Genomic DNA, 22,829 nt, shown 5'->3' on the forward strand with positions numbered 1-22,829 from the left:
GCATGGCACTGGACAAGGAAGAGGCGGGCGAGCGGGTGCTGGCCATTGCCGAGACGCTGCTCAACGAAGGCGGCATGGACAATCTGAAGGCCAGGACCATCGCCGAACAGGCGGGCATCTCGGTCGGCTCGGTCTACAATCTGTTTTCCGATCTCGACGGTGTGCACCGCGCCGTCAACATGCGGCTGCTCGACCGGCTGGGTGTCGCGGGGGCGGCGGCGATGGCCGACCTTGGCAGGCGCGGCATCACCGACGTGCGCCAACGGCTGATGGCACTGGCCGGCGCCTATGTGCGCTTCGTCGAGGCTCATCCCGGCAGCTGGCCGGCGCTGCTTGCCTTCAACAGGCGGCGTCCGGTGCTGACCGAGCCCGATGTCTATGAGGCGCGGCTCGACCAGTTGTTCGAGATCATCGCCAGTGTCCTTGCCGATGGCGGCTTCGATCTCGACGAGGACACGCGCCGGATCGCCGCGCGAACCCTCTGGTCAAGCGTGCACGGCATCGTCACCAGCGGTTATGCGGCCAGGTCCGTGCGCCGGCAGGCGGACGAGATCGACCAGCAGATCGCGCTCCTCGTCTGTGTCTTCATCAGGGGGCTGGAACGAGGCGGCACATTCGCGCATGCTGGGAAAACAACGTCGTGAATCGCATACCGACGGCGGTCGTAGGCGACAAGGAGATTTGAGCGATGTCTTTTCTGAAACGTCTTTTCGGCGGCGGTGGCGGCGAAGCGGCCGAGCCTGCAAGTGCCGCGCCCGCCAAGCAGGTCGAACACAAGGGGTTCACGATCAGCGCCACGCCCTACAAGACCGAGGGCCAGTACCAGACCTGCGGCGTCGTCTCCAAGGAGGTCGATGGCGTGGTGAAGGAGCACAAATTCATCCGCGCCGACCGCTTTGCCGGGCTGGACGATGCCGTCGATATCTCGATCAAGAAGGGCATCCAGCTCGTCGACGAGCAGGGCGAGCGAATTTTCGGCTAGGGCACAAGACGCGCCATACCTTACCGAAGCAGATGCATCAGTTCGTCCGGGATTGAGTGACCGCCGGCGCGGGAGCAACCGTCGGCGTCGGTGCGGCCGTCGCCGGGGGAGTGGCCTTGGCCTCAGATCCACCAATGACATAGCCCGGCTCTTCCGAGTACGAATAGACCTTCGTTACGATGCCTGATTTGAGCGCTTCAGCGTCCCAGACGTTATATAGGCCCTGCGGTGTTGCCAGCCCCATCATGGCGAACACATCGGCGCTGTTGAGGCCCATTTGGTCGAAATAATCTGACATCATCTGCTTCAGCGCCGGATCAGCCACGGTCGAAATTTCATCGAGATTTCTTCTGCCGTTGTGCATTCGGGGTTTGTTCCGGCCGTTCGTTATCTGATGGACGGCGATACGGGCAGTGGCAGCCGCGGCGCGAACCCGGCCTCCGGCCAAGGCCCATGGGCAAGCCGAGAAACAGTACGCCCCGCCAGAATGAACTTCCCCTTCCGACCAGCCGTCCCTAACGATCTTTTCCGGACAGCGCGGAACCAGCATCGGGCAGCCATTCAACTGCGTCCTGCCTATCGCGGTTTCGAGGTTGGCGTCCCGGATCATGTGCCCGATCGCAAGCGCCGCATCCACGTTTCCGCCGCCGGACTGAAACACGATCGGAAGTCTCTGGCCCTTCAGACTCCGCAGAAACTTCTCAAATTGTCTATCTGTATCAGGTTTAATGATACCTTCTGCGGATATCCATTGAATGCAGCTTACATTGCAATCGCCGTTCCGAACCAAAATGAAATTCATAGGCCATTCTTCGGGCGCTTTCTGCTTTGCGGCGCCCGACGAGGTGCCAACCAAGGTCAGGGACGCAAGGAAACCTGCGACAATCAAGCGAAAGACTGCCCGCAAGCCCAGGCGAGTTGCCATGATGGAAAACCCCCACAAACAAAAGAAGAACCCTCGAGCACTCCGTTTGAAGCGCTCGAGGTCCCCATATCAGCCGGTGTGCCGTCAGGGTATCATCCGCGCTTTTGGATGACGCCGTAGAGCACGTTGCGGTTCTCGCCGAAGTACACCTGCGCCTCGACGGTGTTGCGGTCGACGCTGGCATTGATGATGTTCCACATGTCGACCTCCGACCGCAGCAGCAGCACCCAGTCCATGAACGTTTCCCGGTAGCCGGCGTCAGGAGTGCCCTCGGCGTAGTTCGCAAACAGGAATGTCCCGTTCGGCTTCAGCATCTGCAGGCATGTCTTGGTGAGTTTCACGGCGACATTGTGCTGGAGGTAGTCGTAAAGGCCCGACGCATAGATGAGATCGAACTTGCCAAGCTTTTGGCTCCTGGTGAGCACGGTGCGTACCGAGCCGTCGATGGCCTCGACCGCGGTGCCCTGGAAGTCGCGCGCGATCAGTCCGACGCTCTGGGGATCCTGGTCGAGCGCGACCCAGCGCTTGAGGCGGCCCTCGGCCAATGCGGTCGAACGGTTCGCTTCGCGCAGATGGCCGGCCGCGATCGCCAGGACTTCGGTTTCGGGTCCATTCTTGGCCGCGGTTTCATCGACATAGCGGGTCAGCAGATCGCGGCGTTCCCGTGCCGCGACGCATGACGGAACGTTCTGGGTATGGCTGTAAAGCGCCTTGCCGATCTCCGAGGCGCTTGCCACGCTCTCGGCCACGTGCGGGTCACAATAGATGTAGTCGAGCAACTGCGCGTCGCCGGAATACCCCCTGGGCTTGGTGAAGGACCAATGCGTCAGCGGATCCTCGAGAAAGTACTTCTGGAGCGGGTGGTTCTGCACCAGCGGTATCAAGGCTTGCCACACGTCGGGATGGACCTTGGCACGCAGCGCGTTGAGGAGCGACAGCAGGCGGCGAACGATCTCGGCGGGAGATTTTTGCTGCTCGACCTGTTGCTGTGTCGTCTGGAGGATGAGCGCCAGCTCCGCGCGAGCGGTTTCGAACGCTTCGCCGTGATGCTCGGGCTTTCCGCGACGGAGACCGCCGGCGATCGCCTCCGCGGTAATCAGACTCTGGCCGTCAAAGACAGTTTGCACACCAAGGCTCCATAGTTAACAGTCAGTTAACTTATTGCTTAGAATACTCGATTTGCCAATGTCGGCTCGCGGGCATTTTATCGGTATGATTAATTTCCCGCTAACCATGTCAATTCTTTGGGGTTTTTAAGGAGGGGATTCCGGGTTCGAGTTAACGGAAACTTGTCCTGCGTCATTGCATTTGATCGCGCGGCAAGACGTGTCGTGCCCAAGGAGTCGGTCTGCGTTGGGGGCAGAAGCTGCAAAAGAATTCGGAACGCGAGATGCCCTTCAGCCGGGATTCGTCGTGAACGAACGCGCGTCGTCCAGAGTGGCCGATGCGGTGGATTCGGAACCGCACGACCCGCGCCAGGAACTGGGGGCGGCTGAACTTCGTATCCTTTACCGGACGGAAGCCCAGGCGAAGCGAAGGAAGGAGGCCAGGCCGGGCCTTTGGATCGCCGTCGTCATCTATGTCTTGTTTTCGGTATCGGATCTGCTGCTGATACCGGATGTCGCGGCCCTTACGATCACGGCCCGCTTCGCTGTCGGACTGACCGCACTGTTGGTTCTGGAAGCACAGCTTCGCCGGGGAGTCGCCACGGACTGGCTTGACGTGACCTGCGCCGGGGCCATCATCTTCGGTTATCTCGGCTGGCTTGGCCCTGCCTCCATGGGCGCGAACAAGGAAAGCGTCGCCTATTACATGGTCTTCGGCACCATCTTCATGATGAGTGCCAATCTTTTCTTCACGTTCCGGTTCAAAGTGTCGATCATAACGTCGACCATAATTTTGTGTATCTTGTATGTGGTGAACTACTTTCTGCCGGCGTCGCTGACATACAAGATGGTATTTGGCACTTTCTACGTTTCGTGCTTCACGTTCACGTCCTATGTGAACTGGAAGCTGAACGAAGAGCGCTACAATGTCTTCCTCAACGCGCTGGAAGCCAAGATCCAGCACAATGAGGCCACCGAGCGCGGCAAGGCCCTGCTCAGGCTGTCACGGACGGATCCGCTTACAGGTCTGGAGAACCGGCGCGCGATCGACGAGAAACTGCGCGACTACTGGAATGACTGGCAAAAGCTTGGCCATGGTTTTGCGGCGATCCTCATCGACGTCGACTTCTTCAAGAAGTTCAACGACTGCTATGGCCATCAGGAAGGCGATCGTTGCCTGATCCAGGTCGCCAATGCGCTCAGCGAGCTGATCAAGCAATATGACGGCTCCATCGGCCGCTATGGCGGTGAGGAATTCATCGTCCTGGCCCGCATGGGCAGGAAAGACCAGGTCGCGGATCTCGCGGAAGCCATTTGCCGCACGGTCGAGAACCTGGCGATCGCGCACGAGTTGCGGCGGGACGGCATCGCGATCGTGACGGCGAGCGTGGGCGCCGCATTCACCAGGAAGCAGACCGCCGCCAAGCTGGAAAAGATCATCCACGAGGCCGATCGAGCGCTCTATCTGGCAAAAGCCAGCGGCCGAAACTGTGTCCGGCTGTTCGATCCGACCGATCCCCAGAGCAGCGACGAGAGCGAGAACCTGGCGGCTTTGCTGAAGATCGCGATCGGCCAGGATCTCGTTTCGCTCGTCTATCAGCCCATCCAGGACGTCGCGTCGGGCAGGGTCGAGGCCGTGGAGGCGCTGATGCGCCTCAAGATGCTGGACGGCACCCTGGTTCCGCCGAGCCTGTTCATTCCCGTCGCGGAGCGGACCGGCGCCATCCTCGAGCTCGGGCGTTGGGCAATAAGGACGGTGTGCGCCGAGCTCCTGGCGCAGGATCACGTGCGCGTCGTCAGCGTCAACGTCTCGCCGATCCAGCTCAAGACGCCCGGCTTCGCGACATCGGTCGCGACCATTCTGGGCGAGACCGGCGTGACCGGCAACAGGCTGGCCTTCGAGATCACTGAAGGGCTGGAGATGGAGATGCACTCCGACATCCTGCGCTGCATCAGCGACCTGAAGCTGCTCGGGATCAGGATTTGGCTCGATGATTTCGGGACGGGCTTCGCCGGCCTTTCGTGGCTTCGTCTCATCGATTTCGATACGGTCAAGATCGACCGCTCGTTTCTCCACGACTGCGGCACCCCCAAGGGCATGGCGATGCTGCAGGACATCATCGCGCTGGTCAGAAATCGCGGCCACAAAATCCTGGTCGAAGGGGTGGAGACCGAGGAGCAGATGCTCCTCATGCGCCAGTTCGGCATAGACAAGGTCCAGGGCTTTCATGTCGGCCGCCCGGCTCCGGCCGCGAATTTCCAGGCCAAACGGGCCATTCAAAAACGGCCTTTCACGGTCCTCAAGTCGGCGTGACGCCGAAGCAGGCGGTGGCTTGACCGGCCATTGGCCCGTCAAGCCCGCTTGTTTCTGGCCGCGATTGCCGTCCGGTCGTGCCTACAGCATGTCGCGGCGAATAGGATTCGCCCGACCTGCTGTAGGTGATTTTATGCATTTCGTTATGCCGGAACCGAGGACACTTCCGGGCGGCATGCATTATGCCGTCTGCAACGTCCTGCGTGGCAGCGGCGGGAAGGCGATGGCTATGCCCGCGGCGCCCAGTCCGATGACAGCCGAGCCGATGAACAGCCAATGGTAGCTTGCATAGGCGTCGAAGATCATGCCGCCGGCAAGCGGCCCCAGGGCCATGCCGAGGCTGGAGAGCATGGTGGCGGCGCCGAACACGGTGCCGAGGATGCGCTGGCCGAAATATTCACGCGCCAGCACCGCGTAGAGCGGCATGACGCCGCCATAGGTGGCGCCGAAGATGACGGCCAGCATATAGAACTGGTCGAGCTGGCTGATCGAGAGATAGGCGGCAATGACGATCGCCTGGATCGCCAGCCCAGCGATCAGCACCGGCTTGACGCCGAGCCTGTCGGCAAGCACGCCGTAGAGCAGCCTGCCGCCGAGCCCAGCCAGACCCTCGACACTGTAGATCGAGACAGCGGCCATCGGGGCGACGCCGCACAGCATGGCGTAACTGACCATGTGAAAGATCGGGCCGGAATGGGCCGCGCAGCAGGCGAAGAAGGTCAGCCCCAGCACGATGAATTGCGGCGAGCGCAGCGCCTGCCCGACCGTCAGGCCGGCGCCTTCGGCGACTGGCGCCGCGGCCGCATCGGAGGCGGCGGGCTTCGGCGGCTGGCGCACCAGAAGGACGGCGGGCAGCAGGAGCACCCAGGCCAGGAGGCCGATGTCGAACATGGCGGTGCGCCATTCATAGGCCGAAATCAGCCAGCGGGCCAAGGGCGAGATCGTCATCGGCGCCACGCCCATGCCGGCCGAGACCAGCGATACCGCCAGCCCGCGATTGGTGTCGAACCAGCCTGAGGTCAGCGCGATCATGGGCGCGAAGAAGGCGCTGGCCGCAAGCCCGACGAGCACGCCATAGGTGATCTGGAAGGTGAGAAGCGAACCGGCGCGGCTTGCCAGCACCAGCGCCAGCCCGAGCAGCACGGCACCGATCGTCACGACGATGCGGGCGCCGAACCGGTCGGACAGGGCTCCCCAGGCGAATCCGCCGAGGCCCATTACCAGGAAGTTGAGTGTCATGGCGCTCGAAATGCCCGCGCGCGACCAGTTGGTATCGAGCGCCATGGGTTCGAGGAAGATCGCCAGCGAGAACATGGTGCCGATGGCGACGCAGGACATCAGCGCGCCAGCCGCGACGATGACCCAACGGTAGGAAAGGTTCATGGTTTTCTCCCATGCCGGAACGCAGTCTTGAGGCGGCACGGTCCAGCTTCGCCGTGCGCTTGCGTCCGTAGGACGCCGGCATCGGCGTTCATCCTACAATCTGGTTGCATTTTTTATCCAGTCTGGATGCCCGGATTGCGGCGGTGCCCCGAAATACTGGCTCCCTGGATTTGACCTCCATTTTCGATCGTGCTTTCGAGTTGCAAGCTGCTGCATTCCTGGCCTGTCCTAGATCGGCAGTTCCGACGTGTATTTGATCGTCTGGCTCGGCACGTCGGTCTTGACGTTCTGCACGCCCTTGATGCGGCTGAGATGTTCCGACTGGAAGCGGCGGTAGTCGTCGATGCCGGCTGCCACCACGCGCACCATGGCGTCGCAGTCGCCCAGCATGAGATAGCATTCCATCACTTGCGGCAGCTTGGCCACCTCGGTGGCGAAATGTTCGATCGTGTCCTCGTCCTGCGCCTTCAGCCAGATGCGGGTGAAGAAGGTGAGGCCCTTGCCGATGCTGGCCGGATTGATCACGGCGACATAGCGGTCGATGATGCAGGCTTCCTCCAGCAGCTTGACGCGCCGCAGGCAAGGCGAGGGCGACAGGCCGACCTCATTTGCCAGATCATTGTTGGCCATGCGGCCGTCGCGCTGCAGCGCCCGCAGGATGCGCTTGTCGATGTCGTCGAGCTTCATGGTGTTGAATTCCATTTTCCTGGCAATATGTGACAGTGAATGCCAAAATTGGCTCAAAGACAACAATCTTCGCAACCAAATTGCCGAGAAGTGTGGGTATGTTTTGCTCCTGACACCCAAGAAATTTCAAACGCGGGGCAGGGCGGCTGTGAGGCTGGCCTGTGGCAGACCATGAGCATTTCACAGGCAGTCGAAGCGGCCGGCAATGGTTCGCAATCCGAGTTCCGTCGTGGTGTGACGTCCTGCGCGCCGGTGCAGGTCGGCACCATTCCCTACGCGCTGGTGCTTGGCGCCCAGGCCACGCAGAAGGGGCTGAGCACGGTCGAGTTATCGATGATGACCGGGCTGAACTTCGCCGGCGGCTCGGAATTCGCGGCGATCCAGCTGTGGACGTCGCCGCCGCATATCCTCCTCATCGTCGCCATCACCTTCCTGGTCAACAGCCGTCATTTGCTGATGGGAGCGGCGCTGGCGCCATTCCTGCGCGAACTGCCGCGGCGCAAGGTTTTCCCGGCGCTGTTCCTCATGTGCGACGAAAGCTGGGCGCTGGGCCTGGCCGACGCCAAGCAGCGCGCCGCCGCGGGCATCGGCCCGGCCTTCAGCCCGCGCTACTATATGGGCGCCGCGCTGGCGATGTATCTCACCTGGGTGGCTTTCACCTCGCTCGGCGCCTTGCTCGGCCCGATGCTGGGCGATGTCGGGACCTATGGTTTCGACATGGCGTTTCCGGCCGTCTTCCTGGTGCTGATGCGCGGCATGTGGAAGAGCGTGGCGGCGGCGCGGCCCTGGCTGGTCAGCCTAGTCGTCGCGGCCCTTGTCTATCTCTTCATTCCCGGCGCCTGGTATGTCGCGGCGGGTGCGGTGTCGGGGCTGCTTGCTGCCTGGTTGATGGCAGGTGATGCATGATCGACATGACAACCCTTTTCACCATCGTGCTGATGGCCGGAGTCACCTATCTCACACGGATCGGCGGCTATGTCGTCCTGCGCAACCGTGTGCTGAGCGCGCGGGCGACCGCGGTGATGGAGGCGGCACCCGGTTGCGTGCTGATCTCGGTCATCGCGCCGGCCTTCGTGTCGCGCAATCCCGCCGACCTTCTGGCGCTGGCCATCACCTTCATCGCCGCGACGCGGCTTTCGATGCTGCCGACCGTGCTGATCGGCGTCGCTTCGGCGGCCCTGCTCAGGCTTTTCATTGGCTAAAACGAAAAAGGCAGGCGCGAACGCCTGCCTTTCGAGTTCAGATGATCGCGAGCCTTACGCGGCGGCAGCGGCCTGCTGGCTGGCCACCACGGCATCGACCTTGGCGGTCGCCTTGGCGAGCGCCGCGGTGACCGCGTCGGGCCCCATGCCGACGCCTTCGATGCGGATGACATCGACATCGGTCATGCCGAGGAAGCCGAGCACGCCGCGCAGATAGGGAATGGCGTGATCGAACTGCACGGCCGCGCCCTCGGAATAGATGCCGCCCGAAGCCAGCACGATATAGACCTTCTTGCCGGTGACGAGGCCCTTGGGGCCGTTCTCGCCATAGGCAAAGCTCCGGCCGGAGCGGGCGATGTGGTCGACCCAGGACTTCAGCGTCGAGGAGATGTTGAAGTTGATGAAGCCGGTGGCGAGGATCACCGTGTCGGCGGCGAACAACTCGTCGAGCACGACGTCGGAAACGCCCACCACTTCGGCCTGGCGCGGGGTGCGCGCTTCAACCGGGGTGTAGATGCCGGTCGCATAATCGGTATCGATATGCGGCAGCGGGTTGGCGACGAGATCGCGCACGACCAGCGTGTTCGACGGGTCGGCGGCCAGAAGCTTCTGGGCGAATTCGGTGGCGATGCGGGTCGAGTGCGAGGCAGCGCCGCGCGGGCTCGAGGTAACAAGAAGAATGGACATAGCGGGTCTCTCCAGTGGAATGAATTGTCCCGCTCCATATGGGGCTATCGATCCATCAGATAAACTGGTATATTTTCTATATGATCCATCTATCGAATGGATAGGATAAATGCAGCCGAACCCGACCCTCGACCAGCTCCAGATCCTTGTCGCCGTTGCCGACACCGGCAGTTTCTCGGCCGCAGGCCGCAAGCTCAACCGGGCGCAATCCGTCATCAGCTACGGCATCGCCAATCTCGAGGCGCAGCTTGGGCTGAAGCTGTTCGAGCGCGAGGGCACGCGCGAGCCGCAACTGACCGAGATCGGCCGGGCCATGCTGGAAGACGCGCGGCGCATGGTGAGCGTGCTGCAGCGCATCCGCTCACGCGCCGACGGCCACCATCATGGGCTGGAGGCCGAGGTGGCGCTGGCGGTCGACGTGGCATTGCCTTCACCCGTGCTGGTGCGGGTGCTGAAGGCGTTCGAGAAGCAGTTCCCGACCGTGACGCTGCGCCTGCATATCGGCACGCTCGGCCTCATTCCCGATCTCGTCGTCAGCGGCCAGGCGGATCTCGGCATTGGCGGCTTGCTGGGCGATGTCGACGTGCACCTCGTGCGCATCGGCTTCATGTCCCTGGTGCCGGCGGCCGCACCCAACCATCCACTGGCGCTGCTGCCGAAGCCGGTGGCGCTCGAGGATGTGCGCGAGCACACGCAGCTCGTCGTCATTGACCAGTCCGAGCGCACCAAGGGACGCGATTACGGCGTCTTCGCCTATCGCACCTGGCGACTGACCGACATGCGCACCAAGCACATATTGATGCGCGAGGGGCTGGGTTGGGGCGGGCTGCCGCGCTGGCTGATCGCCGACGATCTGGCCAGTGGCCGCCTGGTGGAACTTGATCTCGAACCCTACAAGGAAACGAGCTCGCCCTTGTTTGCCATGCACCGCAACGACCGCAGCCCGAAGCCGGCGGCCGCGTGGCTGATCGACCGCTTCAAGCGCGGGCTCGGCTGCTTCAACGAATTCGAGCCCGGCGAGGTGCCCGAGGACGAGCCGGAGACCCATGGCGCTTCTGGTTCCGGTATCTGACCTGGCAACTCGCAGCCGAACTTCTAGGTCCCGCCGCGGACATCACCGGATCACCGTCACCCCGGAAACCACGATCTGCGCCGTGCGGGCCGTCAATCTCCCACGTCTGCGTAGCGTCGGTTTTTCATAGGTCTTTTTCATCTGTCGGTCCCAATGTAAGCCTCGAGGGATGAGTTGAGCCCTGACATAACGAGATACGAGCGTTCCGGTTGCGTCGCCATTCCATCCTCTGCCGCGGAGGGAGGGATTCAAATTAGATTGCGTTCAAACTCTATCCTTGTTATAGATGTCGAACGAAATCTAAATTGGGAGTCGAGATGCGAGTCAGTCGCACACAGGCGGAAGCAAATCGCGACGCGGTCATCAACGCGGCGAGCCGGCTTTTTCGAGAGCACGGCTTTGACGGTATCGGGCTGAAGGATCTGATGAAGGGTGCCGGGCTGACCCAAGGCGCCTTTTACAAGCAGTTCGACTCCAAGGAGGATCTGGCAGCGCAGGCATCGCGGCGAGCGATGGAACACGCGACCCGCAGATGGTCGGCTGTTGCTGCCGGAAGCCCCGACCCCCTTGAAGCCCTTATCGGGCTCTACCTTTCAACAGGGCATCGCGAAGAGAAGAGCGACGGTTGTCCGATCGTGGCGCTTGGTTCGGACGCGGCGCGCCAAGGCGAAGAGGTCAGGGCGCCATTCCAGGATGGCATAGCAGCCCACCTCGAGGTTCTCGACGAATTGATGCCGGCGGCAAAAGGTCCAAAAACCCATCGCAAGGCGATGGCGATGCTGTCTCTGATGGTGGGTGCCGTGACGATCTCCCGTATCCTCAAGGATGAAGAGATGTCGCAGGGTTTTCTCGATGCCGCCGCCGGCGAAGTCAGGCGAATTGCGGCCGCGCAGGAATAGAGGCGGTTATCGCGACCGGGCGCCCGCGCTGCGCCATCACGCGAACGGATCAAGCAGAATGACAGCTGGAGTAGAGATGCGTCGGATCGTTATTACAGGCATGGGAGCAGTCAGCCCTCTTGGGGCCAGCGTGGCGACGTCCTGGTCCCGGCTCCTGGCTGGCCGCTCGGGCATAAGGAGCCTGCCGGCCGAAATGGTGGGAGACCTGCCGGCGAAGGTCGGCGGAACGGTTCCCTCGTTGCAGGAAGACCCCGAAGCCGGCTTCGATCCAGACACCGTCCTGGCCCCGAAGGAACAGCGCAGGGCGGACCGCTTCATTGTCTTTGCACTGGCGGCGGCGGAAGAGGCGCTGGCCCAGGCGGGGTGGAAGCCGGTCTCGGACGATGACAGGGCTCGCACCGCGACGATCATCGCTTCGGGTGTCGGAGGATTTCCCGCGATAACCGAAGCCGTGCGAACCGTCGACCAGCGCGGTGTTCGGCGTCTCTCACCGTTCACCGTGCCATCTTTCCTGGTGAACATGGCAGCGGGACAAATTTCGATCCGACACGGGTTCAAGGGTCCGCTCGGCGCTCCGGTGACGGCCTGCGCGGCCGGCATCCAGGCGATCGGCGATGCGGCGCGTCTCATCCGCGCCAATGAGGCCGACATCGCGGTCTGCGGCGGAACGGAAGCCTGCATGAATGCGGTCAGCCTCGGCGGCTTTGCCGCGGCACGCTCCCTTTCGACCTCCTTCAATCACCGTCCCGATCAGGCGTCCCGTCCGTTCGACATGCTGCGAGACGGCTTCGTCATGGGCGAAGGAGCCGGAATCCTGGTCGTCGAGTCCTTGAGCCATGCGCTTGCGCGCGGCGCCAAGCCGCTGGCCGAGCTCGTCGGCTACGGCACGACGGCGGATGCTTATCACATCACGTCCGGACCCGAGGATGGCGACGGTGCGCGCCGAGCCATGGAGATCGCGATCGCCCAAGCCGGCATTTCGGCACGGGAAGTCCGCCATCTCAACGCGCACGCGACCTCCACGCCGGTCGGCGATGCGGGAGAGATCGAGGCGATTAAAAGGGTCTTCGGCGCGGACTTCGGCATAGCGGTCAGCGCAACGAAGTCGGCGACCGGACATCTGCTCGGAGCCGCCGGCGGGCTGGGGGCCATCTTCACGGTGCTGGCGCTCAGGGACCAGGTCGCACCGCCGACGCTCAATCTGAGCGCCCCCGATCCGGCCGGCGACGGGATCGACTTCGTCGCAAACCACGCCCGGCCAATGGAGATGGACTACGCGATCTCCAATGGCTTCGGCTTTGGCGGGGTTAACGCCAGCGCGTTGTTCCGGCGCTGGACGGACTAGCCAGCCGGTACGACCGCCGGAGCGGCCGCTGATGAGCCGCTGGCCCTGGACGACCAGCGGGCCACATTTTCGAAACGCAACCCTGGCCTAAGAAAGAATTTCCATGAACAAAACCAATCTCGGCGTCGCCCTGGTCACCGGGGCGTCCTCCGGCATCGGGCACGCAACGGCCAAGGCCCTGCTCGAGGCGGGCTTTCGCGTGTTCGGAACCAGCCGTCGCGAGGCGGGCGAGAGGACCGACGGCGTCACCATGCTGACCTGCGACGTGACCGATGACGCGTCCGTGGCGAAACTGGTCGATGACGTTCTGGCCAAGGCCGGACGCATCGACCTGCTTGTCAACAATGCCGGGATGGGTCTGTTTGGCGGCGCGGAGGAGTCCTCGACCGCGCAGGCCCAGGCACTGTTCGACGTGAACGTCTTCGGCGTGTTGCGCGTGACCAATGCGGTGCTGCCGGCAATGCGGCGCCAGGGAAAGGGCAGGATCGTCAATTTGAGTTCGGTACAAGGGTTCATCCCGGCTCCCTATTTCGCGCTTTATGCGTCGACCAAACATGCCATCGAGGGCTATTCCGAATCACTCGACCACGAACTGCGCCCGTTCGGCATTCGCGTTGCATTGGTCGAGCCCGCCTATACACGCACCTCGTTCGAGGAGAATCTCGCTGCTCCCGATCAGGTGCTTGATATCTATGACTCCGCGCGCGCCGGCATGACCCTAGCCGTGCGGAAATCGATGGAAAACGGCGATGCGCCCGAAGCGGTGGCGGCGACGGTCTTGAAAGCGGCCACCGATCCCGCTCCGAAGAGGCGCTATACGGCGGGAAAGATGGCGCGCCAGGTCAGTCTCCTGCGCCGTTTCGTCCCCGCGACCGCATTCGACAAGAGCCTGCGAAAGCAGCTCGGGTTGCCGGTCTGAGAGGGGCTTTACTCGCGAACACCGAGCTGACCAGGAACCAACTTCAGGCGCGCGACAGTCCGTCGATCAGCGCCATAAGGACGGCGCGGTAGTCCTCGGCTGATGCGCCCGCCTCGATGGCGAGCGCCGCCCGATCGAAAGCCGAGCCGAGCAGGGCTGTCAGCGCCTCCGCCGGCAGCTTTGTCATCGATCGTGCGCGCATGGCCGCGACAAGGCCTTCGCGCAGCGAGCGGTTGCCGTGGCGGTTATCGATGGCATCCATGGCGGCACGGCCGAGTACGGCCGGGCCGTCGAGCAGCAAGAGCCGCGTGCGGCCGGGCGCGCGCATGGCGGTGAGATAGGCTTCTGACCCGGCAATCAGCGCATCGCGGGGGCTGAGCGAAGGCGGGGAGGCGCGGTCGATCTCTTTCGCCACCGCCGCGGCCTCCTGTTCGACCACGGCGGCGAATAGCGCCTGCTTGTCGGCAAAGTGGTGGTAGAGCGCGCCGCGCGTCACGCCGGCGGCGGCGACGATCTCCGGCGTGCCGGTCTCGGCATAGGACTTCTCCGTAAACAGTTTGCGCGCCGCCGCGATCAGGTCGGCGCGTGTCGCCTCGGTGCGGTCGCGGTTCGAGCGGCGTCCGGATTCCTGTTGCATACATGCAGCCTGTATGTTAATCGAATTTACATGCAGACTGTATGTTAATTGACGGGAGAAGGAAAGATGAAGACGACGAGCTACTATCCGGTGCTGATGACCGGCGATGTCGCCGGCACGGCGGCCTTCTATGTCGAGCATTTCGACTTCCGGGCCCTGTTTACGAGCAACTGGTACGTGCACCTGCGATCGGTGGACAACAGCAGAGTGAACCTCGGCATCGTCCAGGGCGACCACGAGACGATCCCGGAGGAGGGGCGAGGGCGGACCTCGGGCCTGCTGATCAATTTCGAGGTCAGGGATCCCGATGCGGTCTATGAGCGGATCCTTGCTGCCGGCCTGCCGATCCTGCGCACGCTGCGCGACGAGCCCTTCGGCCAGCGCCATTTCATCACCAAAGACCCCAACGGCGTGCTGATCGACGTCATCAAGCCGATCCCGCCCAGCGAGGAGTTCCTGGCGCAGTATGCGGAAGGCGCGGCGGGGGCTTGAGCGGCCGCCTCAGCTCGCCCTTGCCACCGGTGTCACCGCCACCTGGCTGACGCCGGTGCGGCGCACCACGGTGCACTGGGTCTCGCGGCCGATGCGCTCGGCGTCGAGCATGCGCACGAGGTCGTCGACGCCGGTGACCGGTCGTCCGTCAATGGCGGCGATGATGTCGCCTTCCTTGAGACCCGCCTTGGCCGCCGGGCCGTCCTTCTCGACACTGCGCAGCCGTACGGCCGTGCTGGTCGACACCTGCGACAAGAGTGCTGCGCGGCGCGGCAAATTGACGGTGTCGGCGGAGATGCCGATGAAGGCGCGGCGCACGCGGCCGAAGCGGATGATCTCGGAGATGACGAACCTGGCGGTGTTGGAGGCGACGGCGAAGGCAATGCCTTGCGCGCCGTAGATCATGGCGGTGTTGACGCCGATCACTTCGCCCGCCGACGACACCAGCGGCCCACCGGAATTGCCGGGGTTGAGCGCCGCATCGGTCTGGATGACGTCGTCGATCAGCCTGCCGGTCGAAGCGCGCATCGAGCGGCCGAGCGCCGAGACGACGCCTGACGTGACGGTCCATTCGAAGCCCAGCGGATTGCCTATGGCGATCGCGATCTGGCCGCGCCGCAGCCGCTTGGAATCGCCGAGCGGCGCCACATCGGCGAAGCTGCCGTCGGCGCGCACCAGGGCGATGTCGGTGTCAGGGTCGCGGCCGAGCACGCGGCCCTCGCTGGAAGCGCCGTCCGGCATCGAGACGCGCACCGTCTTGGCATCGCCGACGACATGGAAATTGGTGACGACCAAGCCGTCCGGCGCGATGACGAAGCCCGAGCCATGGCCGCCCGGGCCGCCGATGCGCTCGATGCGGCAGACCGCCGGGCCGATGCGGTCGACGGCGTCGGCTACTGTTTCGGAATAGGCGTCGAGCAAGGTGTTATCGGATTGGATTTTGGGGGCGGCGAGGGCCATCGGTTGGGTTCCGTGTTTTCAGGCTTTTTCGTGACTATATGTGCGGAGGGGCCCGAACCGCCGCGACCTGACCAGATGGCCAGTCGAACCCGTAACTAGCCGTCAGGCGAGTACCTGCAGGCGCGCCGTCGAGCGATATCTGGGACATGCAAGAAACCCAGGAGACCCTTATGAGCGACTTCAATCTGAGCGCGTTTTCAGACGCCATCGCCGATCTGGCCGCCAAGGCCGCCCCCGCAACGGCGAGCTTCACCACCCATCATCACCGCACGGCCAGTGCCTTCCATTGGAGGGACGGTTATTTCGTCACCGCCGAGGAAGCCGTCGAGGCCGGCGAGGAGATCGAACTGACGCTGGCTTCGGGCGAGACAGTGAAGGCCGAGCTGGTCGGTCGCGATCCTTCGACGGGCGTCGCCCTGATGAAGCCGGCGGATGCGGCCAACGCGCCTGCCCTTGCCAAGGCCGATGCCGTTCGGCCGGGCAACATCGCCATTGCCATCGGCAACAGCCAGGGTTCGGCACTGGCTGTGTCCGGCGCGGTCGGCGAGGTTGGTCCGGCCTGGCGCTCGATGCGCGGCGGCGCCATCGACCGGCGCATCAATCTGGCCGTCGGCGCCGGCGGCCGCTTCGAGGGCGGCCCGGTGCTCGACGCCAAGGGCGCGCTGATCGGCATGCTGCTGTTCGGGCCGCGCGGGCGCGCGCTGGTCATGCCGTACGAGACGATCGAACGGGCCGTCGCCACCTTGCGCGAAAAGGGCCATGTCGCGCGCGGCTATCTCGGCGCCGGCCTGCATCCGGTTCGCGACCGCGACGCGCATGGCGCAATGGTGATGAGCCTCGACGACAATGGCCCGGCCAAGGCCGCCGGCCTCTCGCTCGGTGACATCATCGTGGCGTGGAACGGCGAGGCCGTGCATGGTCCGCGCGACCTTATCCGCCGGCTCGGGCCCGACAGCGCGGGCGCTTCGGTGACGTTGGGTGTCGTGCGCGGCGGCGAGCAGCGCGACGTCGCGCTGACCATCGGCGAAAAGCCGCTGAGCTGAGAGGATCGATGGAAACACTCGCCAGCGACCGGATCGAGACCGACAGCGCGGCTTCGCGGCGGCTGGTAGTGCTGATTGCGCTTGCCGATGCCGGGCGCGCCGAGCGCCTGGCGGCATCGCTTGCCGCCAGCGACGACCTGTTGCCGGTGGTCGTTGGCGGCGGCAGGGCCGACGTTGCGGTCGTCGACGACAGGAGCGGTGATGCCGTGCCGACCTCGGTGCCACGGGTGCTGCTCTCGGCGCGCGCCAGCGCAGAGCGGCCTGCCGGCGCGGTGTCTGCCGTCATGCCCGCCGGCGCGGACGACCTGTTGATCGCCGCGGCGGCGCGGTTGGCCGCCGCTGGGTACAGCATATCGGGCAATGGCCGCGCGCCCGGACATCGCGAGGATTTCCACGCAGGCGAGCCGTTCGAGGACGAAGTTTTGGACGAGCACGCCGCCCGGCCAGCGCTGTCCCCGCGCGAGGCGGAAGTGCTGGCGCTGCTTGCCGAAGGGGCGCCCAACAAGGTGATCGCGCGGCGGCTCAACATCTCCGTGCACACGGCGAAGTTCCATGTCGCCGCGATCCTGATCAAGCTCGGCGCCGCCAATCGTACGGATGCCATCGCCATTGCGATGCGTCAGGGGCTGGTGCTGGTCTGATATTGCTCAGACGGCCGTTTCGATATCGGTCAGTCGAAGGTTATCGCCCTTGAAAAGCAATGGCATGGCTTCGAGCCTTGCCGTGGCGTAGGCAATGCAGTCACCGAAATTCAGCCCGCCGGGTGCCATCGGCCTCCGCAGCGTCACCATGGCTTCCTGTCGCAAGCTCTTGTATCCCGCCGCGGCGCGGGCAAGGATCGCGCCGACGAAAAGTTGCAGGGAGGCGAAGAAAATGTCGCTCGAGGGAAAGACGCTGTTTATCTCCGGCGGGTCGCGCGGCATCGGGCTGGCGATCGCGCTGCGCGCCGCGCGCGATGGCGCCAATGTGACGATCGCGGCCAAGACCGCCGAGCCGCATCCGAAGCTGCCGGGCACGATTTACAGCGCGGCGCAAGAGATCGAGCAGGCGGGCGGCAAGGCGCTCCCGGTGCTGTGCGACATTCGCGAGGAAGCGCAGGTGGCCGACGCGGTCGCCAAAACCGTCGAGAAATTCGGCGGCATCGATATCTGCGTCAACAATGCGAGCGCCATCCAGCTCACAGGCACGCTGGAAACCGACATGAAGCGCTACGATCTGATGCATCAGATCAACACGCGCGGCACCTTCCTCGTGTCCAAAACATGCATTCCGCACCTGAAGTTGGCCAAAAACCCTCACATCCTGAATCTGGCGCCGCCGCTCGACATGAAGGCCAAATGGTTCAAGAACCACGTCGCCTACACCATGGCCAAGTTCGGCATGTCGATGTGCACGCTGGGCATGAGCGCGGAATTCGCCAGGGATGGCATCGCGGTCAATTCGCTGTGGCCGATCTCGACCATCGACACGGCGGCGGTGCGCAATCTCCTGGGCGGGGCGACCGTGGCGGCGATGAGCCGCTCGCCCGATATCATGGCCGACGCCGCGCATGCGATCTTCATGCGGCCGTCGCGCGAGGCAACAGGCAATTTCTACATCGACGAGGAGGTGCTGCGCGCCGAGGGCGTCAACGATTTCTCGGTCTATGCGCCCGGGGCTACCGGACCGCTGGCGGGAGATTTCTTTGTGCCGGACGAGGTGTTTGCGAATTCCGATACGAAGATCAGGACAGCCTTCTAGAAATGCCTGGGATAGTCCATGCGCTGATGCAAAATGCGTACGACGTTGATGGATCCCTGGCCCATTCGCAGAAACACCACGTGTGACCCGACGGCATACTTCAACAAATCCGGACGGATATTCGAGGCGCTTCTCGCGATCGTTGGGAATTGATCTATAAGTTTGACCACGGAGTGGATGGTGCGGATATACGCCTCCGCTCGCTCCGCGCCCCATTCACCTAAGGAATGGTCCCATATGGCGTCCAGGTCTGCTTTCGCCTTCGGCGAAAACCGGACGGTCCGCTTCACCGGTGTTTCTTGGACTTGAGAAAAGCCTCGATGTCGAATGGCTCGGGATCGCCAGAGTTGTCCCCCTCATCAATAGCAGCCCGAAGCTGCTCAAGCTTCAGTTCCTGTTCTTCCAAAAGACGCAGGCCTGCGCGAACGGCTTCGCTGGCTGAGCCGAAGCGGCCGCTCGCGATCTGTCGCTGGATAAAGGCGTCGTACTGATCACCCAATGTGATGGACGTGTTCTTGGGCATCATCAATCTCCGATACCAATAGATGGTATCAATTCGTCGGAAAGTTGACAAGCATTGGAGCGCGGTCTCTCATTCACGCCTGCCTTGCTCAGGCCCCTCAGCCGGCGTTGGCAGCGTATTCGGCCACCAGACCATCGTTAGATGGGCTTGAAGCAAAAACCCCGCCGGAGAGGGCCGGCGGGGCTCGATGCGTCCCGCTGGAGTCGGGACGGGGCAGGGAACGCCCAGTGCAGAATCTGGGGTTCGAAGCCCGGTGATTCAATGAGCCGGCTCCAAGGGCTGTACAATTCTTGTTGACCCGGCAGCGCTGCTGCCAGTTCCAGCCCATCCCGGTGACCGGGATGAGCTGCTATTGCCGACCTGATTCCAGAAATCACCGGAAGGCGCTGGAAACGCAGGTCAATTGTTGCTCGCCACCGGCGCCACCAGCGAGGTGATGCGACGGATGGCGACGCGCCTGTTCTCGCGGTTGGGCGCCGAGGTGTCGACCTTCAGATACTCCTCGCCATAACCCTGTGTCGTCAGATTCTCGGGCGGGATGCCGAAGGCATTGGTCAGCGCTTCCGCAACCGCTTCGGCACGGCGATCCGACAGTGCAAGGTTCGCCTCCGGCGTTCCGACGGCGTCGGTATGGCCCTCGATCAGGAAGGTCTCGGCTGGGTTCTTCTTCAGCAGTTTCTCCATGGCGTTGGCGACGCCCTCCAGTTTCTGCACCTCGGTGTCGGAGATCGAAGAAGAGCCGAATTCGAAGTTCAGCGTGTCGAGGTCAATGCGCCGAGCAATGTCACGCACGCGGGCCGAACGCTTGACCTCGTTGATCGAATAGAGGCGCTGCACCTTCTCCACCGGCGGCTGTTCGAGGAAGGTATAATAGTCGTCGTCGCTTTCGACATCCTCGGAATCGAGAATGTAATCCCGGCGCGGGATGGTCAGCCGCATCGGCGGCAGGTCATCGCCGGGATCGCGCCAGTCGTTTTCGTCCTGGTAGCTGCGCTCGTCGACATAGCTCAGCACATATTCGCGACCGTCGGGCGCGATGCGCGACCGCTGCAGAATGTCGCCGTAGCGGTTGCGGATGGTGACGATCCGGAAGCCATTGTCGCGCTCGACCGTCTCGCGCGTGCGGCCCTGCGGCAGGTCCTCGTAGTAGACGTCCTTGGCGCCGCGGGTCAGGCGTGGGCGATCATTGCTCTGGACGAACGTCTGATCGTTGAACTGGATGATGACCCGGTCACCGATCTCCTTGAGCACGTCGACGCCCTCGGGCCGGCGGCGATCACGAATGTCCTCGTCAGGCGCGCGCTCGAGGCGCTTGCCCTGCTCCTGAGTCACAGGCGCGATCTTTTCGGGCTTGATCGCCTCCTGGGCGGTCCTATCGTCCGTTGGGGGCGGACCCTGATCCACCGGCGCCACTACCGGCTTGCGGCCCTGGTCACCGCCCTGCTGGGCATTCTGCCCGCCATTTTGCTGCCCACCATTCTGCTCTTCGCCATTCTGGTTGGCGGGCTTGCGGCCGCCCTGGCCATTCTCGCCGCGACCCTTGCGCTTGGCATCCTTCTGGCTGTCGAGGATGGGGGCGGCGTTCTTGTCGGCGGGTGCTTCCCCCTGAACGGGGTTTTCGCCCTGGACAGGCGCGGCCTTCCCGCCGGTGGCGGGCTGCTCTCCCGTCGCCGGCTGTTCGCCGGTGGCGGGCTGTTTGCCGGTCAGCGGCTGTTCGCCGGTCGCAGGCTGCTCACCGGTCGCCGGCGGTTCGCCAGCCGGTTTCCTGCCGTGTTTCTTCGTCTTGTCCTGCGACTGCTCGCCCTGGGCGGCAGGCTGCTCGCCGGCGGGGGCCGGTTCAACCTTCGGCGTCGCTTCGCCGGCAGGAGCTTCCTTGGGCGTCGGGGCGGTCTCCGGCACGGCGGCCGGCGCCTCTTTCTGCTGATCCTGCTTGTGTTTCCTGCCGGGCTTGACCGGCTGGTTGTCGTTGGCGGGCGCTGCCTCGCCGGCGGGCGCCTGTTGGGTCTGCTGCTGCTGGTCGCGCTTCTTCCTGCGCGGCTGCTGCTCGTCGGTGGCGGGCGCTGCCTCGCCGGCGGGCGCCTGTTGGGTCTGCTGCTGCTGGTCGCGCTTCTTCCTGCGCGGCTGCTGCTCGTCGGTGGCGGGCGCTGCCTCGCCGGCGGGCGCCTGCTCGGCCTGCTGCTGCTGGTCGCGCTTCTTCCTGCGCGGCTGCTGCTCGTCGGTGGCGGGCGCTGCCTCGCCGGCCGGTGCCTGCTCAGCCTGCTGCTGCTGGTCGCGCTTCTTCTTGCGCGGCTGCTGTTCTTCGGCCGCGGGGGCGGGCTTCTCGGCGGCGGGAGCGGACTCCGTCTGCTGCTGCTGCTCGCGCTTCTTCTTGCGCAGCTGTTCCTGGTCGCTCTGCCCCTGATCGGTGGGCGTGTCCTGCGCCAGGATGATCAGCGGCGTCGCGCCGCGCTGCATGGGGCCGAACGCGGCTGTCCCCTGGAGCGGGGACGCGCCTAACGGCGCGGATGCCATCAACAGGCCAAGGGCTGTGCCTGCCAGAATCCGTGGTTGGCGTTTCATCGAAATTCTCCTTGTGGGGTCCCATCCTTGCCGAAACCGCTTTTAACGAAATTGGTTCCAGCGGCGCATCGTTAGGGGCCGTACGGGGCTATTGGCCGGCCTTTTGAAGGCAAATTCGTGTCATTCGAACGAGTTACCGCGCCATTTCCCGCTCTTGCAGCGCTTGACCTCGGCGTCGGCTGGGGCCACATGCCGGAAATGGAAACGCCGTTCTGGAAAACCAAGACGCTGGAAGAGATGAGCCCCACGGAGTGGGAATCGCTCTGCGACGGCTGCGGCAAGTGCTGCCTGTCGAAGCTCGAGGACGAAGACACCGGCGAAATCTACTGGACCAGCGTCGGCTGCCGGCTGTTCGACGCCGAAAGCTGCCGCTGTGCCGACTATGCCAACCGACTGGCGCGCGTTCCCGATTGCGTCGGGCTGACGCCGCAGAATGTGCGCACCATCAGCTGGCTGCCCAGCACCTGCGCCTACCGGCTGGTGGCCGAGGGCCGCGACCTCTACTGGTGGCACCGGTTGGTATCGGGCAGTGCCGAGACCGTGCATGAGGCCGGCATCTCGATGCGCGGCCGGGTCAAGGCCAGCGAGACCGACCTTGCCGAGCCGGAAGACTATTTTGACTATATGCTCGACGACGAGCCCTGACGCGCGGACATCGGCAGGAGTTTGCCTGTCGGGAACAAGGACGAGGGAGGCGTTTGGCGCGGATATTGTTTGAATGCCGGCAAGGGATTTGGCCGGCGAGGGATTTGCAAATGACCGGGGCTTTGCCCCGCCGGCGCCAGATGAACCGCAGATGAACGGGCAGTTCGTAAACAGTTCAGGCAGGCCAGTGCATTCTCCCGCCATCGGTTTCACGAGGACGGGCGCAAGCCCGCAACAAGGAGAGAGAACCATGTACACCACCATCAAGACGGCAGCGCTTTCGGCTCTGGTCGGCCTCGGCGCGCTGACGGCCATCCCCGCCCATGCCGACAGCCTCTATCTCGGCTTCGGCAACAACCAGGATCCGCGCTTCGGCGTCTATGCCGGCGACGACGGCTATCGGCATCGCCGCGACGACTGGCGCCGCGACGGCTGGCGCCGCGGCTGCTCGCCGGATCGCGCCCTCGACAAGGCCGAGCGCATGGGCCTCTACCGAGCCCGCATCGTCGATGCCAACCGTCGCGTGGTCAAGGTGATGGGCCGTCAGGACGGCGACCGTGTCGTCATCGTGTTCGCCAACGAGCGCGGTTGCCCGGTCATCTATCGCTGAGGCTTAGGCCTGGAGGCTGATCTTCTGCGAAGACCAGCCTGGAGACACGACCTTCCATGAAGGTCGGTCTGGACTAGCGGAGCCCCTGTCCCATTGGGC

27 protein-coding genes are annotated in these 22,829 nt (G+C 63.9%); 15 read left to right on the forward strand and 12 right to left on the reverse strand.

Translation table 11 applies throughout. From position 1 onward, the window contains the following. Window positions 1–2: 2 nt before the first annotated feature. Together EN824_RS00225 and EN824_RS00230 are read left to right on the forward strand one after the other, a co-directional pair. Window positions 3–644, forward strand: coding sequence for a TetR/AcrR family transcriptional regulator (locus EN824_RS00225; protein ID WP_127278828.1), 642 nt, complete (start codon window positions 3–5; stop codon window positions 642–644). Between the two features lie 44 nt (window positions 645–688). Then, window positions 689–982, forward strand: a complete 294-nt coding sequence (locus EN824_RS00230; RefSeq protein ID WP_127278827.1) for an HlyU family transcriptional regulator — start codon at window positions 689–691, stop codon at window positions 980–982. 37 nt (window positions 983–1,019) lie between these two features. On the opposite strand, the gene EN824_RS00235 is transcribed toward EN824_RS00230, so the two are convergent. Together EN824_RS00235 and EN824_RS00240 are read right to left on the reverse strand one after the other, a co-directional pair. Continuing rightward, window positions 1,020–1,907 carry a hypothetical protein gene (locus tag EN824_RS00235; protein WP_127278826.1) on the reverse strand — a complete coding sequence of 296 codons (888 nt, stop codon included), beginning with the start codon at window positions 1,905–1,907 and terminating at the stop codon, window positions 1,020–1,022. A 92-nt stretch (window positions 1,908–1,999) separates the two neighbouring features. Then, window positions 2,000–3,034 (reverse strand): class I SAM-dependent methyltransferase, encoded by a 1,035-nt coding sequence (locus EN824_RS00240; protein WP_127278825.1) that lies wholly within the window; start codon window positions 3,032–3,034, stop codon window positions 2,000–2,002. 286 nt (window positions 3,035–3,320) lie between these two features. Between EN824_RS00240 and EN824_RS00245 the strand changes: the two genes are divergently transcribed. After that, window positions 3,321–5,327 carry an EAL domain-containing protein gene (locus EN824_RS00245; protein ID WP_127870062.1) on the forward strand — a complete coding sequence of 669 codons (2,007 nt, stop codon included), beginning with the start codon at window positions 3,321–3,323 and terminating at the stop codon, window positions 5,325–5,327. 180 nt (window positions 5,328–5,507) lie between these two features. On the opposite strand, the gene EN824_RS00250 is transcribed toward EN824_RS00245, so the two are convergent. Together EN824_RS00250 and EN824_RS00255 are read right to left on the reverse strand one after the other, a co-directional pair. Then, window positions 5,508–6,710 (reverse strand): MFS transporter, encoded by a 1,203-nt coding sequence (locus EN824_RS00250; protein ID WP_135931663.1) that lies wholly within the window; start codon window positions 6,708–6,710, stop codon window positions 5,508–5,510. Between the two features lie 228 nt (window positions 6,711–6,938). Beyond that, entirely contained in the window at window positions 6,939–7,397 is a 459-nt protein-coding gene (locus tag EN824_RS00255) for an Lrp/AsnC family transcriptional regulator (RefSeq protein WP_127278829.1), read from the reverse strand. Between the two features lie 171 nt (window positions 7,398–7,568). Here EN824_RS00255 and EN824_RS00260 point away from each other — a divergent pair, with 171 nt between their 5' ends. Then, window positions 7,569–8,303, forward strand: coding sequence for an AzlC family ABC transporter permease (locus EN824_RS00260; protein WP_127278823.1), 735 nt, complete (start codon window positions 7,569–7,571; stop codon window positions 8,301–8,303). Further along, window positions 8,300–8,599: an AzlD family protein gene (locus tag EN824_RS00265; protein WP_127278822.1), complete on the forward strand. Its 300-nt coding sequence runs from the start codon at window positions 8,300–8,302 to the stop codon at window positions 8,597–8,599. The genes EN824_RS00260 and EN824_RS00265 overlap by 4 nt, the downstream gene beginning before the upstream one ends. A gap of 54 nt (window positions 8,600–8,653) precedes the next feature. On the opposite strand, the gene EN824_RS00270 is transcribed toward EN824_RS00265, so the two are convergent. Next, a complete protein-coding gene (locus EN824_RS00270; RefSeq protein ID WP_135867284.1) occupies window positions 8,654–9,286 on the reverse strand; it encodes an FMN-dependent NADH-azoreductase in 633 nt (210 codons plus the stop codon). Between the two features lie 109 nt (window positions 9,287–9,395). Between EN824_RS00270 and EN824_RS00275 the strand changes: the two genes are divergently transcribed. Next, a complete protein-coding gene (locus tag EN824_RS00275) occupies window positions 9,396–10,358 on the forward strand; it encodes a LysR family transcriptional regulator (RefSeq protein ID WP_135867285.1) in 963 nt (320 codons plus the stop codon). A gap of 42 nt (window positions 10,359–10,400) precedes the next feature. Here EN824_RS00275 and EN824_RS35040 read toward each other — a convergent pair whose 3' ends face one another. Further along, window positions 10,401–10,499 (reverse strand): putative RiPP precursor, encoded by a 99-nt coding sequence (locus EN824_RS35040; protein ID WP_189343773.1) that lies wholly within the window; start codon window positions 10,497–10,499, stop codon window positions 10,401–10,403. Between the two features lie 176 nt (window positions 10,500–10,675). Between EN824_RS35040 and EN824_RS00280 the strand changes: the two genes are divergently transcribed. The 3 genes from EN824_RS00280 (at window position 10,676) to EN824_RS00290 (ending at window position 13,521) form a co-directional block, all read left to right on the forward strand. Further along, window positions 10,676–11,257 carry a TetR/AcrR family transcriptional regulator gene (locus EN824_RS00280; protein ID WP_127870067.1) on the forward strand — a complete coding sequence of 194 codons (582 nt, stop codon included), beginning with the start codon at window positions 10,676–10,678 and terminating at the stop codon, window positions 11,255–11,257. 76 nt (window positions 11,258–11,333) lie between these two features. Next, window positions 11,334–12,602: a beta-ketoacyl-ACP synthase II gene (gene fabF / locus EN824_RS00285; RefSeq protein ID WP_127276886.1), complete on the forward strand. Its 1,269-nt coding sequence runs from the start codon at window positions 11,334–11,336 to the stop codon at window positions 12,600–12,602. Between the two features lie 103 nt (window positions 12,603–12,705). After that, window positions 12,706–13,521: an oxidoreductase gene (locus tag EN824_RS00290; protein WP_127276888.1), complete on the forward strand. Its 816-nt coding sequence runs from the start codon at window positions 12,706–12,708 to the stop codon at window positions 13,519–13,521. Window positions 13,522–13,564: 43 nt separating this feature from the next. Here the strand turns inward: EN824_RS00290 and EN824_RS00295 are convergent, their stop codons facing one another. After that, a complete protein-coding gene (locus EN824_RS00295) occupies window positions 13,565–14,158 on the reverse strand; it encodes a TetR/AcrR family transcriptional regulator (RefSeq protein ID WP_127276890.1) in 594 nt (197 codons plus the stop codon). A 66-nt stretch (window positions 14,159–14,224) separates the two neighbouring features. On the opposite strand from EN824_RS00295, the gene EN824_RS00300 reads away from it, so the two are divergent. Next, complete coding sequence (locus tag EN824_RS00300) at window positions 14,225–14,650, forward strand: VOC family protein (RefSeq protein ID WP_127276892.1); 426 nt, start codon at window positions 14,225–14,227, stop codon at window positions 14,648–14,650. Window positions 14,651–14,659: 9 nt separating this feature from the next. Here EN824_RS00300 and EN824_RS00305 read toward each other — a convergent pair whose 3' ends face one another. Beyond that, complete coding sequence (locus EN824_RS00305) at window positions 14,660–15,610, reverse strand: trypsin-like peptidase domain-containing protein (RefSeq protein ID WP_135931664.1); 951 nt, start codon at window positions 15,608–15,610, stop codon at window positions 14,660–14,662. 170 nt (window positions 15,611–15,780) lie between these two features. Here EN824_RS00305 and EN824_RS00310 point away from each other — a divergent pair, with 170 nt between their 5' ends. Both EN824_RS00310 and EN824_RS00315 read left to right on the forward strand, forming a co-directional pair. Beyond that, entirely contained in the window at window positions 15,781–16,653 is an 873-nt protein-coding gene (locus EN824_RS00310; protein ID WP_127276896.1) for a S1C family serine protease, read from the forward strand. Between the two features lie 8 nt (window positions 16,654–16,661). Further along, window positions 16,662–17,294, forward strand: coding sequence for a helix-turn-helix transcriptional regulator (locus tag EN824_RS00315; protein ID WP_127276898.1), 633 nt, complete (start codon window positions 16,662–16,664; stop codon window positions 17,292–17,294). A 6-nt stretch (window positions 17,295–17,300) separates the two neighbouring features. On the opposite strand, the gene EN824_RS00320 is transcribed toward EN824_RS00315, so the two are convergent. After that, complete coding sequence (locus tag EN824_RS00320) at window positions 17,301–17,459, reverse strand: type II toxin-antitoxin system VapC family toxin (RefSeq protein WP_245464294.1); 159 nt, start codon at window positions 17,457–17,459, stop codon at window positions 17,301–17,303. A 67-nt stretch (window positions 17,460–17,526) separates the two neighbouring features. Here EN824_RS00320 and EN824_RS00325 point away from each other — a divergent pair, with 67 nt between their 5' ends. Further along, window positions 17,527–18,393, forward strand: coding sequence for an NAD(P)-dependent oxidoreductase (locus tag EN824_RS00325; protein ID WP_127276900.1), 867 nt, complete (start codon window positions 17,527–17,529; stop codon window positions 18,391–18,393). Here EN824_RS00325 and EN824_RS00330 read toward each other — a convergent pair. The 3 genes from EN824_RS00330 to EN824_RS00340 form a co-directional block, all read right to left on the reverse strand. Next, complete coding sequence (locus EN824_RS00330) at window positions 18,390–18,683, reverse strand: type II toxin-antitoxin system RelE/ParE family toxin (protein WP_127276902.1); 294 nt, start codon at window positions 18,681–18,683, stop codon at window positions 18,390–18,392. The genes EN824_RS00325 and EN824_RS00330 overlap by 4 nt on opposite strands. Further along, entirely contained in the window at window positions 18,680–18,919 is a 240-nt protein-coding gene (locus EN824_RS00335; RefSeq protein WP_245464295.1) for a type II toxin-antitoxin system ParD family antitoxin, read from the reverse strand. Before EN824_RS00335 ends, EN824_RS00330 begins: the two co-directional genes overlap by 4 nt. A gap of 396 nt (window positions 18,920–19,315) precedes the next feature. Next, window positions 19,316–21,475: an OmpA family protein gene (locus EN824_RS00340; RefSeq protein ID WP_135931665.1), complete on the reverse strand. Its 2,160-nt coding sequence runs from the start codon at window positions 21,473–21,475 to the stop codon at window positions 19,316–19,318. Window positions 21,476–21,673: 198 nt separating this feature from the next. On the opposite strand from EN824_RS00340, the gene EN824_RS00345 reads away from it, so the two are divergent. Together EN824_RS00345 and EN824_RS00350 are read left to right on the forward strand one after the other, a co-directional pair. Next, window positions 21,674–22,120, forward strand: a complete 447-nt coding sequence (locus tag EN824_RS00345; RefSeq protein WP_127276920.1) for a YcgN family cysteine cluster protein — start codon at window positions 21,674–21,676, stop codon at window positions 22,118–22,120. Window positions 22,121–22,370: 250 nt separating this feature from the next. Continuing rightward, entirely contained in the window at window positions 22,371–22,730 is a 360-nt protein-coding gene (locus tag EN824_RS00350; RefSeq protein ID WP_127276908.1) for a hypothetical protein, read from the forward strand. The last annotated feature ends 99 nt before the right edge of the window (window positions 22,731–22,829 follow it).

Origin of the sequence: Mesorhizobium sp. M8A.F.Ca.ET.181.01.1.1 (assembly GCF_004792025.1) — a bacterium.
Lineage (GTDB): Bacteria > Pseudomonadota > Alphaproteobacteria > Rhizobiales > Rhizobiaceae > Mesorhizobium.

Coding starts and splice junctions, on each gene's coding strand:
- EN824_RS00280 (WP_127870067.1), top strand. CDS start 10,676: ATGCGAGTCAGTCGCACACAGGCGGAAGCAAATCGCGACGCGGTCATC.
- EN824_RS00310 (WP_127276896.1), top strand. CDS start 15,781: ATGAGCGACTTCAATCTGAGCGCGTTTTCAGACGCCATCGCCGATCTG.
- EN824_RS00225 (WP_127278828.1), top strand. CDS start 3: ATGGCACTGGACAAGGAAGAGGCGGGCGAGCGGGTGCTGGCCATTGCC.
- EN824_RS00325 (WP_127276900.1), top strand. CDS start 17,527: ATGTCGCTCGAGGGAAAGACGCTGTTTATCTCCGGCGGGTCGCGCGGC.
- EN824_RS00270 (WP_135867284.1), bottom strand. CDS start 9,286: ATGTCCATTCTTCTTGTTACCTCGAGCCCGCGCGGCGCTGCCTCGCAC.
- EN824_RS00265 (WP_127278822.1), top strand. CDS start 8,300: ATGATCGACATGACAACCCTTTTCACCATCGTGCTGATGGCCGGAGTC.
- EN824_RS00305 (WP_135931664.1), bottom strand. CDS start 15,610: ATGGCCCTCGCCGCCCCCAAAATCCAATCCGATAACACCTTGCTCGAC.
- EN824_RS00250 (WP_135931663.1), bottom strand. CDS start 6,710: ATGAACCTTTCCTACCGTTGGGTCATCGTCGCGGCTGGCGCGCTGATG.
- EN824_RS00260 (WP_127278823.1), top strand. CDS start 7,569: ATGAGCATTTCACAGGCAGTCGAAGCGGCCGGCAATGGTTCGCAATCC.
- EN824_RS00350 (WP_127276908.1), top strand. CDS start 22,371: ATGTACACCACCATCAAGACGGCAGCGCTTTCGGCTCTGGTCGGCCTC.
- EN824_RS35040 (WP_189343773.1), bottom strand. CDS start 10,499: ATGAAAAAGACCTATGAAAAACCGACGCTACGCAGACGTGGGAGATTG.
- EN824_RS00230 (WP_127278827.1), top strand. CDS start 689: ATGTCTTTTCTGAAACGTCTTTTCGGCGGCGGTGGCGGCGAAGCGGCC.
- EN824_RS00340 (WP_135931665.1), bottom strand. CDS start 21,475: ATGAAACGCCAACCACGGATTCTGGCAGGCACAGCCCTTGGCCTGTTG.
- EN824_RS00300 (WP_127276892.1), top strand. CDS start 14,225: ATGAAGACGACGAGCTACTATCCGGTGCTGATGACCGGCGATGTCGCC.
- EN824_RS00235 (WP_127278826.1), bottom strand. CDS start 1,907: ATGGCAACTCGCCTGGGCTTGCGGGCAGTCTTTCGCTTGATTGTCGCA.
- fabF (WP_127276886.1), top strand. CDS start 11,334: ATGCGTCGGATCGTTATTACAGGCATGGGAGCAGTCAGCCCTCTTGGG.
- EN824_RS00295 (WP_127276890.1), bottom strand. CDS start 14,158: ATGCAACAGGAATCCGGACGCCGCTCGAACCGCGACCGCACCGAGGCG.
- EN824_RS00290 (WP_127276888.1), top strand. CDS start 12,706: ATGAACAAAACCAATCTCGGCGTCGCCCTGGTCACCGGGGCGTCCTCC.
- EN824_RS00255 (WP_127278829.1), bottom strand. CDS start 7,397: ATGAAGCTCGACGACATCGACAAGCGCATCCTGCGGGCGCTGCAGCGC.
- EN824_RS00345 (WP_127276920.1), top strand. CDS start 21,674: ATGGAAACGCCGTTCTGGAAAACCAAGACGCTGGAAGAGATGAGCCCC.
- EN824_RS00335 (WP_245464295.1), bottom strand. CDS start 18,919: ATGATGCCCAAGAACACGTCCATCACATTGGGTGATCAGTACGACGCC.
- EN824_RS00275 (WP_135867285.1), top strand. CDS start 9,396: ATGCAGCCGAACCCGACCCTCGACCAGCTCCAGATCCTTGTCGCCGTT.
- EN824_RS00315 (WP_127276898.1), top strand. CDS start 16,662: ATGGAAACACTCGCCAGCGACCGGATCGAGACCGACAGCGCGGCTTCG.